We start from the raw sequence: 11,953 nt of genomic DNA on the forward strand, positions 1-11,953 counted from the left end.
GACATGTCAGAAGAGAAGCTCCCGGAGCCGCACGGCTCCGCCGGCGAGGTGGCCGACCACGGCAGCCCGTTCGCCGACCCGGGCCTGCCGGCCCACGAGCCCCGGCGCACCGACATCGACGAGCGGGCCGCCCAGCGCGCCGAGCGCCAGGTCTCGCTGATGTTCGTGATCTCGATGCTCGCCACCGTGGGCTTCATCGCCTCGTACGTGGCCATCGACCCGGACAAGATCGTCTACATCTTCCCGCTCGGTCACGTCAGCGCGCTGAACTTCGCGCTCGGCCTGACCCTGGGTATCGCGCTGTTCATGATCGGCGCGGGCGCGGTCCACTGGGCCCGCACCCTGATGTCGGACGTCGAGCTGCCGGCCGAGCGTCACCCGATCGAGGCGTCCGACGAGGTCCGCGCGGACGTCATCGAGCAGTTCAAGACCGGCGCCGCCGAGTCCGGCTTCGGCCGCCGCAAGATGATCCGCAACACCCTGATCGGCTCCATGGCGCTGGTCCCGCTCTCCGGCGTGGTCCTGCTCCGTGACCTTGGCCCGCTTCCCGAGAAGAAGCTCAAGGAGACCGGTTGGAAGGAGGCGACCGAGGCCAAGCCGCTGCCGCTGATCAACATGAACACGCTGCAGCCGATGAAGCCCGAGGACATCGTCATCGGCTCGCTCACCTTCGCCATGCCGGAGGGCCTGTCCACGCACAGCGAGGACTTCCAGCAGCGGATCGCCAAGGACGCCCTGATGCTGGTCCGCATCGCGCCCGAGGACATCAAGGACGAGAAGTCCAAGGAGCTCGGCTTCGAGGGCATCCTCGCCTACTCCAAGATCTGCACCCACGTCGGCTGCCCGATCAGCCTGTACGAGCAGCAGACCCACCACGCGCTCTGCCCCTGCCACCAGTCGACCTTCGACCTGGCGGACGGCGCCCGCGTCATCTTCGGCCCGGCCGGTCACCCGCTGCCGCAGCTGAAGATCATCACTGACGAGAAGGGCAACCTGGTCGCCACCGGCGACTTCGCGGAGCCCGTCGGCCCGAGCTACTGGGAGCGTGCTCGATGAGTAGCGCGAGCAGCACCACGACCGGTGCCGCCAAGCCCTCCAGCACGCGTGAAAAGCCCGCCAACAAGTGGGAAGCCGCGGCTGACTGGACGGACGGCCGGCTGGGGATCTACTCCCTCGCCAAGGCCAACCTGCGGAAGATCTTCCCGGACCACTGGTCCTTCATGCTGGGCGAGATCTGCCTCTACACGTTCGTCATCATCATCCTGACCGGCGTCTACCTGACGCTGTTCTTCAAGCCCTCGATGGCCGAGGTCGTCTACGACGGCTCGTACGTGCCGCTCAAGGGCATCCCGATGTCGGAGGCCTACGCCTCCACGGTGGACATCAGCTTCGAGGTCCGCGGCGGTCTGCTGATCCGTCAGATCCACCACTGGGCCGCCCTGGTCTTCGTGGCCGCGATGCTCGTGCACATGATGCGCGTGTTCTTCACCGGCGCGTTCCGCAAGCCGCGTGAGATCAACTGGGTCTTCGGCTTCCTGCTGCTGGTCCTGGGCATGTTCGACGGCTTCTTCGGCTACTCCCTGCCGGACGACCTGCTGTCGGGCACCGGTATCCGCTTCATGGAAGGCGCGATCCTCGCCGTCCCGCTGATCGGCACCTACGTCCAGATGTTCCTGTTCGGGGGCGAGTTCCCCGGCCACGACATCGTGCCGCGCTTCTTCACCATCCACGTGCTGCTGATCCCGGGCATCATGCTCGGCCTGCTGGTGGCGCACCTGATCCTGGTCTTCTACCACAAGCACACCCAGTGGGCGGGCCCGGGCAAGACCGAGAAGAACGTCGTCGGCATGCCGCTGATGCCGGTCTACATGGCCAAGGCCGGTGGCTTCTTCTTCCTGGTGTTCGGCCTCATCGCCGTCGTCTCGGCGATCGCCACGATCAACCCGATCTGGGCGTACGGCCCGTACCGTCCGGACCAGGTCTCCACGGACGCCCAGCCCGACTGGTACATGGGCTTCTCCGAGGGTCTGATCCGTGTCATGCCGGGCTGGGAGATCAGCGTCTGGGGCGGTCACACCCTCAACCTGGGTGTCATGATCCCGCTGGCGATCTTCCCGCTGGTCCTGGTCTCGATCGCGGTCTACCCGTTCATCGAGAGCTGGATCACCGGCGACAAGCGCGAGCACCACATCCTGGACCGCCCGCGCAACGCTCCGGTCCGCACCGCCCTGGGTGCCGCCTGGATCAGCCTCTACCTGGTGCTGCTGATGGGTGGTGGCAACGACCTGTTCGCCACCCACCTGCACCTGTCGATCAACTCGATCACCTACTTCGTCCGCGTCGGCTTCTTCGTCGTCCCGGTCGTCGTCTTCATCATCACCAAGCGCTGGTGCCTCGGCCTCCAGCGCCGTGACAAGGAGAAGGTGCTGCACGGCCGCGAGACGGGCGTCATCAAGCGCCTGCCGCACGGCGAGTTCATCGAGGTGCACGCCCAGCTGCCGCAGAAGGACCTGTTCAAGCTCACCGCGCACGACCAGAACCAGCCGGTCGAGCTGCCGGCCCAGACGGACGAGAACGGCGTGGCCCGCAAGGCCGGCGTCCTCACCCGCACCCGGGCCAAGCTCTCCCGCGGCTTCTACGGCGAGGGCAGCCAGATCCCCAAGCCGACCGCCGAGGAGCACCACGAGATCACCAGCGGCCACGGCCACCACTGATCCCGTAAGCGCCACCGCGCCACCCCGAGGGCCGCTGACCAGAGTTCTTCTGGTCGGCGGCCCTCGGGCGTGTCCGGCGGCTTTCCCGTACCCGCCCGCCGCGCCACCAGGAGCCCCTGTGCAGCTGTCCGTCGACCCCGCCTCGGCCACTCCCCCGTACGAGCAGATCCGCACCCAGATCGCCGACCGGGCCCGCTCCGGCGAGCTGCCGACCGGGCTGCGGCTGCCCACCGTCCGGGCCCTGGCCGAGGAGCTGGGGCTGGCCGCCGGCACCGTCGCCCGGGCCTACCGCGAGCTGGAGGCGGACGGCGTGGTGGAGACCCACGGCCGGCGCGGCACGCTGATCGCCGCCACCGGGGACGCCGCCCACCGGCTGACCGCCGAGGCCGCCGCCGAGTTCGCCGCCCGGGCGAGCCGCCTGGGCGTCTCCCGCTCGGACGCCCTGGCCGCCGTGGACACCGCTCTGCGGCTGGCCTTCCCGGAGGGCTGACGGGCCCGGGAGGGGCCCGTCAGAGGTCGGGGCGGATCATCCCCGCGGCGGGGGCCTGGGAGGGCGGTGCGGTGGTGCTGACGGGCTGTCCTGAGGCGCTGTGCTTGACCCACTCCTTCCAGTCGACGTTCCAGTCCCCGAAGCCGTTGCCGAAGGACTCCATCGCGCCGCCCCGGCTGTTCACCACCGTCACCAGGTCCCCGACCCGGGTGTGCTGGTAGAACCACTCGGCGTTGCCGGTGCTCATGCCGGTGCAGCCGTGGCTGACGTTCTCGATGCCCTGCGAGCCGACCGACCAGGGCGCCGCGTGGACGTACTCGCCGCTCCAGGTCACCCGGGTGGCCCACTTCACGTCGAGGTCGTACGACTCCGTGCTGCCAGCGGCTATGCCGATGGTCTCGCCGTTCATCCGGACCGACCGCTCCTGGCCGAGCACCACCTTGACGCCGTTGCGGGTGTCGAAGCCGGGCTTGCCGGTGGTGACCGGGATGGTCTTCAGCACCTCGCCGTCGCGCTTCAGGGTGAGCTCGTGGGCGGCCGCGTCGATCACCGACTCCACCCGCTCGCCGATCCGCAGCTTCAGCGAGCTGCGGTCACCGCCGTAGAGGCCGTCCGCGATCCGGGTGCCGGTGCCGTCGAAGGCCAGCGAGACGGCCGTGCCGGCCGGCCAGTAGGCCTCCGGGCGGAAGTGCAGGTTCTTGTCGTCCACCCAGTACCAGGCCCCGGTGACGACGGGCTGGGAGCCGACCGTCAGGGCCCGCTCGACCTCCTGGCGGGCCTGCGGGTCCGTCACCGCCTCGGAGAGCTGCACGGTGAGCGGCTGGCCCACCCCGTAGACGCCGGTGCCGGAGGAGTCCGGGCCGAGCTTGGCGGTCAGCACGCGCTGGGCGGCGACGGTGCTGAAGCTCGCGGTGGTGTCGCCGCGGCCGCCCCTGCCGTCGTCGGCGGAGATCCGCACCGTGTACGCGGTCGAGGCCTTCAGCCGGCCGGTGGTCTGCCAGCTGCGCTGGTCCTCCGCGAGCTTCCCGGCGACCACCCGGCCGTCCGGGCCGACCACGGTGACGTCGGTGAGCGTGCTGCCCTGGACGGCGCTCACGGTGACCGGCTGGGCGGGATCGGCCTTGCCGTCCGCCGAGAGGTGGACCAGCGGGGCCGCGTCGATCCGGTGCGGCCCGGCGGGCTCGTCGCCCCCGGCCGTGCAGGCGGCCAGCGGGGCCAGCACTGCGAGGGCCAGCGAGATGCCGCCTAGAGCTGCGATTCCACGCCTGTCGGCCATGACCGCCTCCGAGGGTTCGCACGATTGATCAGATCGTAGGAACGCCCCCCGGTGAAGCGACATTCGAGGGACTTCCCGTTCACCCACCGGAGTGAGGCCGTCATCCCGGGGACGCAGCAGGACCGGGGAACGCGGCAACGCCGGGGGACGCAGCAGGGCCGGTCCCCCCGTGCGGGAGGACCGGCCCTGGTGCCGGAGGCGGGAACCTACTGGTTCTGGTTCTCGCCCCGGTAGAACTCGAAGACCCATCCGAAGATGCCGATCATGATGATCGGGGCGGCCCAGAACATCAGCCACCAGCCGAAGATCACGCCCAGGAAGGCGAGCGCGCCACCGAGCGCCAGCGAGAGCGGCTGCCAGCTGTGCGGGGCGAAGAAGCCCAGCTCGCCGGAGTCGTCCGCGACCTCGGCCTCGGGGTTGTCACCCGCACCGCTGTCCACCCGGCGGGCGGTGAAGGCGAGGTAGTACCCGATGAAGGCGCACAGGCCGAAGGCCAGGAACAGCGCGGTGGTACCGGCCGCCTCGATGCCCTTGTCCGAGTGGTTGGTCCACAGGCCGTAGGTCACGGCCATGGCCAGCACGAAGACCGACAGGCCCAGGAAGATCTTTCCCTGTTCCTTCATCAGGCGTCACCCTCCTTGTTGCCCTTGCCCAGCTTCGGGGCGTCGTACTTCGCCGGGGTCACACCGGCGAGGTGCTTGGCCGGCTCGCCGTGGTTCTCCAGGTAGTCCAGCGCGGCGATCTCCGGGTGGTGGAGGTCGAAGGCCGGGGATTCGGAGCGGATCCGCGGGAGGGTGAGGAAGTTGTGCCGCGGCGGCGGGCAGGACGTCGCCCACTCCAGCGAGCGGCCGAAGCCCCACGGGTCGTCCACGGTGACCTTCTCGCCGTACTTGGCGGTCTTCCAGACGTTGTAGAGGAACGGCAGGATCGACAGGCCGAGCACGAAGGAGCCGATGGTCGAGACGGTGTTCAGGGTGGTGAAGCCGTCCGAGCTCAGGTAGTCGGCGTAGCGGCGGGGCATGCCCTCCGCGCCGAGCCAGTGCTGCACCAGGAAGGTGGTGTGGAAGCCGAAGAACAGCGTCCAGAAGGTGATCCTGCCGAGGCGCTCGTCCAGCATCTTGCCGGTCATCTTCGGCCACCAGAAGTGGAAGCCGGCGAACATCGCGAACACGACGGTGCCGAAGACCACGTAGTGGAAGTGGGCGACGACGAAGTACGAGTCCGAGACGTGGAAGTCGATCGGCGGGGAGGCCAGCAGAACACCGGTCAGACCACCGAAGAGGAAGGTGACCAGGAAGCCGACCGTCCAGAGCATCGGGGTCTCGAAGCTCAGCGAGCCCTTCCACATGGTGCCGACCCAGTTGAAGAACTTCACACCGGTCGGGACCGCGATCAGGAAGGTCATGAACGAGAAGAACGGCAGCAACACCTGCCCGGTGACGTACATGTGGTGCGCCCACACCGTCACGGACAGACCGGCGATCGCGATGGTGGCCGCGACCAGACCGGAGTAACCGAACATCGGCTTGCGGCTGAAGACCGGGATGATCTCCGACACGATGCCGAAGAACGGCAGCGCGATGATGTACACCTCGGGGTGGCCGAAGAACCAGAAGAGGTGCTGCCACAGCAGGGCCCCGCCGTTGGCCGGGTCGAAGACGTGGGCACCGAACTTGCGGTCCGCCTCCAGGGCGAACAGCGCGGCGGCCAGCACCGGGAAGGCCAGCAGGACCAGCACCGAGGTCAGCAGGACGTTCCAGACGAAGATCGACATCCGGAACATCGTCATGCCCGGAGCGCGCATGCAGATGATCGTGGTGATGAAGTTGACCGCGCCGAGGATCGTGCCGAAGCCGGAGAAGGCCAGACCCATGATCCACATGTCGCCGCCGATGCCGGGCGAGTGCACCGCGTCGGACAGCGGGGAGTAGGCGAACCAACCGAAGTTGGCGGCGCCGTTCGGGGTCAGGAAGCCCGCCACCGCGATGGTCGAGCCGAAGAGGTACAGCCAGTACGCGAACATGTTCAGACGCGGGAACGCCACGTCCGGGGCGCCGATCTGGAGCGGCATGATCCAGTTCGCGAAGCCGGCGAAGAGCGGCGTCGCGAACATCAGCAGCATGATCGTGCCGTGCATCGTGAACGCCTGGTTGAACTGCTCGTTCGACAGGATCTGGGTCCCGGGACGAGCCAGCTCGGCACGCATGACCAGGGCGAGGATGCCACCGATCAGGAAGAAGGCGAACGACGTGCCCAGGTACAGCGTGCCGATCGTCTTGTGGTCAGTGGTGGTCAACCACTTGATGATGGTCGAACCCGGCTTGCGGGTCCGCTGCGCCCCGACCGTGACGGCCTCGGCGCCCCCGCCGGCCGCGGCGGGCTCGTTGAGGATTGTCACTTCTCTTCACTTCCCATGGTGATCAGGCCGGAGGGCACCGCACCGTTCTGGCCCTTGGCGCGAAGCTCGGCCAGGTGCTTGTCGTAGTCGGCGCGGTCGACGACCTTGACGTTGAACAGCATGCGCGAGTGGTCGACGCCGCAGAGCTCGGCGCACTTGCCCATGTACTCGCCCTTGACGGTCGGCGTGACCTCGAACTTGTTCACCACGCCCGGCACGACGTCCATCTTCATCAAGAAGTTGACGGGCCAGAAGTCGTGGATGACGTCACGCGAGGTGAGGCGGAACTGAACCGACTCGTTGACCGGCAGCCAGAGCGTCGGGGCGTCCTTGGGCGTACCGACCTCGTACGCGGCGTCCCGGTTGGCCGGGTCGGGGGCCTCGGTGTTCTCGTAGTTGAACGCCCAGCTCCACTGGAAACCGACCACGTTGACGTAGTGCTGCGGCTTCTCGGAGGTGGAGGTCAGCTTCGCCTCGTCGCGGGCGACGAAGTAGAAGAGGACCGAGACGATGATGATGGGGACCGCGGTGTAGAGCGCCTCGATGGGCACGTTGTACCGGGTCTGCGGAGGGATCTCCACACCGGTGCGCTTGCGCCGGTGGAAGATCACACTCCAGATGATCAGACCCCACATCAGTACGCCGACCACCAGCGCCGCGATCCAGGAGCCCTGCCACATCTGGAGGACCAAGGGCCCTTCCTGGGTGACGGGACTCGGGAGGCCAAGCCTGGGGAGGTCGTTGGCCGAGCAGCCGGTGGCGGTCGCGATGACGAGGCCCAGTGCCAGCGCCTGAGGCAGCTTCCGCCGCATCGTGCGCCGCGGCGAGCGGTCGGAGCCGTTGGGACTCACGTAGCGCCTTCCCGAAGTCTCGCCCGCCTTCGCGTCGCCCCGGGGAGGAGTGTGAGCCTCCCCGGCGACCCGTCCACGGGCACGGTTTGAATGCTTATGCGGGCCAAACCCTACTCCAGCCTTATGCGCTCCTGACGGGCAGCCCCCGGTAACGCGCCGCCCGCTAGCCCGATCAGGCCCGGCGGGGGCTGCGTCGCAGGTCATCGTAGGCATTCGAGGTCCGTACGCCCGATCGGGGGATGACCTCGGACGACGTCCGTGACGGCCCGTCGGACGCGGACGAAGCGGACATTCGGGATGATCGACTGACGGCGGGTGAGCCGCGCGAGGGGCCCCGGACACCGGCCGGGTGTGTCGTTAAATGTCACCGTGTACTTCGACGCGGCCTCGACGGCCCCTCTGCACCCCGTCGCGCGGCAGGCGCTGACCGCCGCCCTGGACGAGGGCTGGGCCGATCCGGCCCGGCTCTACCGCTCCGGCCGACAGGCCCGGATGCTGCTGGACGCCGCCCGCGAGACGGTGGCCGCGGTGCTGGGTACCCGGGCGGACGAGATCGCCTTCACCGCGAGCGGCACCCAGGCCGTCCAACTCGGCCTGCTGGGCGCGCTGACCGGGAACCGGCGGCGCGGCCGCCACTTCACGCACTCCGCGGTGGAGCACTCCAGCGTGCTGCACGTCGCGGAACGCCACCTGGCGGGCGGGGGCGAGGTCTCGGTGGCGCCGGTGGACCGCGGCGGCCGGGCCGACCCGGCGGCCTTCGGCGCGCTGCTGCGCCCGGACACCGCGTTGGCCGCGCTGCAGAGCGCCAACCACGAGGTCGGCACGGTGCAGCCGGTCGGCGAGGTCGCCGAGCTGTGCGCCGCGGCCGGCGTCCCGCTGCTGGTGGACGCGGCGCAGAGCGCCGGGCGGGTGGACGTCCCGGCGGGCTGGTCGCTGCTGACCGCGAGCGCCCACAAGTGGGGCGGCCCGCCCGGGGTCGGGGTGCTGGCCGTGCGCAAGGGCGTCCGGTACGCCTCGCCGCTGCCCGCCGACGAGCGCGAGGGCGGCCGGGTGCCCGGCTACGTCAACGTCCCCGCGATCGTGGCCGCGGCCGCCTCGCTGCGCGCCGTACGCGCCGAGGCCGAGCGGGAGAACGCCCGGCTGCACGCGCTGGTGGAGCGGATCCGCACCCGGGTGCCGCAGCTGGTGCCCGAGGTCGAGGTGGTCGGCGACCCGGTGCGGCGGCTGCCGCACATCGTCACCTTCTCCTGCCTGTACGTGGACGGGGAGGTGCTGCTGACCGAGCTGGACCGGGCGGGCTTCGCGGTCTCCTCCGGCTCCTCCTGCACCTCGTCCACGCTGACGCCCAGCCACGTGCTGGCGGCGATGGGCGTGCTCACCGAGGGGAACGTGCGGGTCTCGCTGCCGTACGGGACGGCCGAGGCCGACGTGGAGCGCTTCCTCGCGGTGCTGCCGGACCTGGTGGCCGGCGTCCGGGCGCCGCTCGGGCTGGACCTGCCGGCGCCCGAGCCGGCGGCCGCACCCGAACCGGCGGCCCGGGAGTCGCTGCTGGTCATCGACGCGCTGGGCAAGCGCTGCCCGCTGCCGGTGATCGAGCTGGCGAAGCGGATCGGCGAGGTGCCGCGGGGCGGCACGGTCGCGGTGCTGGCGGACGACGAGGCGGCCCGGCTGGACATCCCGGCCTGGTGCGGGATGCGCGGGCAGGAGTACGCGGGCGAGGCCCCGGCCGCCGAGTACGGCGGCGACCGGGGCTCGGCCTACCTCGTGCTGCGTCGCTCCTGAGCGGGGCGGACTACTTGACCAGGTGCGCGCTGATCTCGGCGACCGCCTCGGCGCCGTAGGCCTCCTCGAAGCGCTTCAGGAAGGCGGCCGGGCGCAGCTCGTACTCCTGGGTGCCGACGGTCTCGATCACCAGGGTGGCGAGCATGCAGCCGAGCTGGGCGGAGCGCTCCAGGTCGAGGTCCCAGGACAGGCCGGCCAGGAAGCCGGCGCGGAAGGCGTCGCCGACGCCGGTCGGGTCGACCTTGGCCTCCTCCTTGGCGCAGCCGACCAGGATCGGCGCCTCGCCCTTGCGCTCGATCCGGACGCCCTTGCTGCCCAGGGTGGTGATCCGGGTGCCGACGCGGGTGAGCAGCTCCTCGGCGCCCCAGCCGGTCTTGCTCTCGATCAGCGCGGCCTCGTACTCGTTGGTGAAGAGGTACGCGGCGCCGTCCACGATCTCGCGGATGTCGTCGCCCTCCAGGCGGGCCAGCTGCTGGGAGGGGTCGGCGGCGAAGGCGTAGCCGCGGGTGCGGCACTCCTGGGTGTGGCGGACCATGCCCTGCGGGTCGTCGGCGCCGATCAGGACGAGGTCCAGGCCGCCGACGCGGTCGGCGATCGGCTTCAGCTCGATGTTGCGGGCCTCGGCCATGGCACCGGTGTAGAACGAGGCGATCTGGTTGTGGTCCTCGTCCGTGGTGCACATGAAGCGCGCGGTGTGCCGGGTCTCGGAGATGTGGACGGAGTCGCAGTCCACGTTGTTGCGCTCCAGCCAGCTGCGGTACTCGGCGAAGTCCGCACCGGCGGCGCCGACCAGGACCGGGCGCAGGCCGAGCACACCCATGCCGAAGGTGATGTTCGGCGCGACGCCGCCGCGGCGGATGTCCAGGGTGTCGACCAGGAAGGACAGCGACACGGTGTGCAGCTGCTCGGCGACGAGCTGGTCGGCGAACCGGCCGGGGAACGTCATCAGGTGGTCGGTGGCGATCGAGCCGGCAACGGCGATACGCACGGAAGGTCTCCTCAGGATGGCTGCGGGGCCAACGGGCAGGCGGGGATGAACCCACCCACGGTACCCGGCCCCGGGGAGCGCCCAGGCAAGAGTGCCGCAAGTTGCCGCCCGCACGGCCATGGTGGCACCCGTGGTCCTCGAACGTGTACTACCTCCCGGTAGCACTGGTGGGCGGCCGGGCCCCTGCCTAGGGTCGGCCGTGGGGGCCCGGCGCGCGGGCCCCGCCGTCGACCGTGGCAACGTGGCCACGGCCCTGGATCGGAGCGATGCCCGATGACGACCGACCACTGCTCCCTGCCCGTCCTGCGGACCGAGGACGGCGAGACGCTCGACTCCCTGGTGGACTCCTCCCGGCGGCTGCGCCGGTTCTGGCCGCAGCTCGCGGCGGGTCCGCAGCCCGCCACCCCCGCGCCGACCGGCTTCCGGGTCCCGTCCGGGGCGCAGCGGATGGTGGCCGGGATGGCCGAGTACGGCTTCTGAGCCCGCGCCGGAACGGATCCGACCGGTACGGAACCGGATCCGACCGGAGCACGTCACATCCGCGCGGAGCGGCGAGGAAGCGGCACCGCTGAACCCTCGGGAGGATGTGCAGATGGAACCGGAGACGATGCCCCGGCGCGGTCGGCGGGCGGTGGCCCTGGCGGGTCTGGCGCTGGCGGCGGTGATGACGGTGGCCGGCTGCGGCGGGGGCGGCAAGCCCGCCTCGGACGCCGCGGCGAGCGGCTCGCCCACCGCGTCGGCCTCGGGGAGTGCCTCCCCGCAGGCCCCGACGGACTCCGCGAGCCCGTCCTCGGCGGCGCCGACCGGGAGTTCCTCCGGCACCGCGCAGCCGGACCGACCGCCGGGCGGCTTCACGCCCACCCCGGCCTCGCCCGCGCCCGGGCAGCCGGCCCCCGGCACTCCCCCGGGCAACGGGATCGCGGTGGGCGAGCCGAACCCGAACGGTTCGGGCGCGCCCGTCCGTCCGCCGGTCGCCTACCGGGTGGACGGCACCACCAAGCTGACCGTCTACTTCTTCGGCGGGGTCTGCACCACGTACACGCTGAAGGCGGACGAGTCCCAGCCGGGCCGGGTGGACGTGCTGGTCGTGCCGGGCCCGCCCACCGTCCAGCCCGGGCAGGTGTGCAACGCGCTGGCCAAGCGGCAGTCGGTCTCGGCCGACCTGCGCTCGCCGCTGGCCGGGCGGACCGTCGTCGACCGGACCAGCGGCCAGGAGCTGCCGCTGGAGGGCGACCCGCACATGGGGCCGGACCCGGTCGGCCCGGACGTCGCCGGACGGTAGACGCCCCCGCGGGCGCCGGGCGGCCCCGCGCGGGCGGGAAACGAGAAGGGGGCCCCCGGGGGGTGCCCGGGGGCGCCGTCCGCCGCGGGGCGAGCGGTACCAGTGTCTTATAAAAAAAAGTAGCTGCCCGCGACCATGCAAGTGTATGTATAGGGGGTGGGCGGGTGAATAA

General features: G+C 70.6%; 11 protein-coding genes. 6 read left to right on the plus strand and 5 right to left on the minus strand.

The features are described from left to right. The first annotated feature begins 3 nt into the window (after positions 1–3). The 3 genes from qcrA to ACWGKU_RS14780 all read left to right on the plus strand — a co-directional run bounded on the left by qcrA (position 4) and on the right by ACWGKU_RS14780 (position 3,204). A complete protein-coding gene (qcrA, locus tag ACWGKU_RS14770) occupies positions 4–1,056 on the plus strand; it encodes a cytochrome bc1 complex Rieske iron-sulfur subunit (protein WP_380545985.1) in 1,053 nt (350 codons plus the stop codon). Continuing rightward, positions 1,053–2,714 (plus strand): cytochrome bc1 complex cytochrome b subunit, encoded by a 1,662-nt coding sequence (gene qcrB / locus ACWGKU_RS14775; RefSeq protein ID WP_359897054.1) that lies wholly within the window; start codon positions 1,053–1,055, stop codon positions 2,712–2,714. Before qcrA ends, qcrB begins: the two co-directional genes overlap by 4 nt. A 118-nt stretch (positions 2,715–2,832) precedes the next feature. Next, positions 2,833–3,204, plus strand: a complete 372-nt coding sequence (locus tag ACWGKU_RS14780; protein WP_401052947.1) for a GntR family transcriptional regulator — start codon at positions 2,833–2,835, stop codon at positions 3,202–3,204. 19 nt (positions 3,205–3,223) lie between these two features. On the opposite strand, the gene ACWGKU_RS14785 is transcribed toward ACWGKU_RS14780, so the two are convergent. The 4 genes from ACWGKU_RS14785 to ctaC all read right to left on the minus strand — a co-directional run bounded on the left by ACWGKU_RS14785 (position 3,224) and on the right by ctaC (position 7,729). After that, positions 3,224–4,480: a L,D-transpeptidase gene (locus tag ACWGKU_RS14785; protein WP_401056290.1), complete on the minus strand. Its 1,257-nt coding sequence runs from the start codon at positions 4,478–4,480 to the stop codon at positions 3,224–3,226. 206 nt (positions 4,481–4,686) lie between these two features. Beyond that, the gene (locus ACWGKU_RS14790; protein WP_359897049.1) at positions 4,687–5,103 is read right to left on the minus strand and encodes a cytochrome c oxidase subunit 4; all 417 of its coding nucleotides are present in this window, start codon (positions 5,101–5,103) and stop codon (positions 4,687–4,689) included. After that, a complete protein-coding gene (ctaD, locus tag ACWGKU_RS14795; protein WP_380545989.1) occupies positions 5,103–6,878 on the minus strand; it encodes an aa3-type cytochrome oxidase subunit I in 1,776 nt (591 codons plus the stop codon). The genes ACWGKU_RS14790 and ctaD overlap by 1 nt, the downstream gene beginning before the upstream one ends. Continuing rightward, positions 6,875–7,729, minus strand: coding sequence for an aa3-type cytochrome oxidase subunit II (ctaC, locus tag ACWGKU_RS14800; RefSeq protein ID WP_452179425.1), 855 nt, complete (start codon positions 7,727–7,729; stop codon positions 6,875–6,877). Before ctaC ends, ctaD begins: the two co-directional genes overlap by 4 nt. 369 nt (positions 7,730–8,098) lie before the next feature. Between ctaC and ACWGKU_RS14805 the strand changes: the two genes are divergently transcribed. Then, positions 8,099–9,511, plus strand: a complete 1,413-nt coding sequence (locus ACWGKU_RS14805; protein ID WP_452179426.1) for an aminotransferase class V-fold PLP-dependent enzyme — start codon at positions 8,099–8,101, stop codon at positions 9,509–9,511. A 10-nt stretch (positions 9,512–9,521) separates the two neighbouring features. Here ACWGKU_RS14805 and ACWGKU_RS14810 read toward each other — a convergent pair whose 3' ends face one another. Further along, positions 9,522–10,499: a carbohydrate kinase family protein gene (locus ACWGKU_RS14810; protein ID WP_380635129.1), complete on the minus strand. Its 978-nt coding sequence runs from the start codon at positions 10,497–10,499 to the stop codon at positions 9,522–9,524. A gap of 273 nt (positions 10,500–10,772) precedes the next feature. On the opposite strand from ACWGKU_RS14810, the gene ACWGKU_RS14815 reads away from it, so the two are divergent. After that, positions 10,773–10,979 (plus strand): hypothetical protein, encoded by a 207-nt coding sequence (locus ACWGKU_RS14815; RefSeq protein WP_452179427.1) that lies wholly within the window; start codon positions 10,773–10,775, stop codon positions 10,977–10,979. Positions 10,980–11,091: 112 nt separating this feature from the next. After that, positions 11,092–11,781, plus strand: a complete 690-nt coding sequence (locus tag ACWGKU_RS14820; protein WP_452179428.1) for a hypothetical protein — start codon at positions 11,092–11,094, stop codon at positions 11,779–11,781. The last annotated feature ends 172 nt before the right edge of the window (positions 11,782–11,953 follow it).

The organism is Kitasatospora sp. NPDC054768 (assembly GCF_053612025.1).

Excerpts from the sequence above, each read along its gene's own strand:
- ACWGKU_RS14785 (WP_401056290.1), bottom strand. The coding sequence starts at position 4,480 with ATGGCCGACAGGCGTGGAATCGCAGCTCTAGGCGGCATCTCGCTGGCC.
- qcrA (WP_380545985.1), top strand. The coding sequence starts at position 4 with ATGTCAGAAGAGAAGCTCCCGGAGCCGCACGGCTCCGCCGGCGAGGTG.
- ACWGKU_RS14790 (WP_359897049.1), bottom strand. The coding sequence starts at position 5,103 with ATGAAGGAACAGGGAAAGATCTTCCTGGGCCTGTCGGTCTTCGTGCTG.
- ACWGKU_RS14815 (WP_452179427.1), top strand. The coding sequence starts at position 10,773 with ATGACGACCGACCACTGCTCCCTGCCCGTCCTGCGGACCGAGGACGGC.
- qcrB (WP_359897054.1), top strand. The coding sequence starts at position 1,053 with ATGAGTAGCGCGAGCAGCACCACGACCGGTGCCGCCAAGCCCTCCAGC.
- ACWGKU_RS14820 (WP_452179428.1), top strand. The coding sequence starts at position 11,092 with ATGGAACCGGAGACGATGCCCCGGCGCGGTCGGCGGGCGGTGGCCCTG.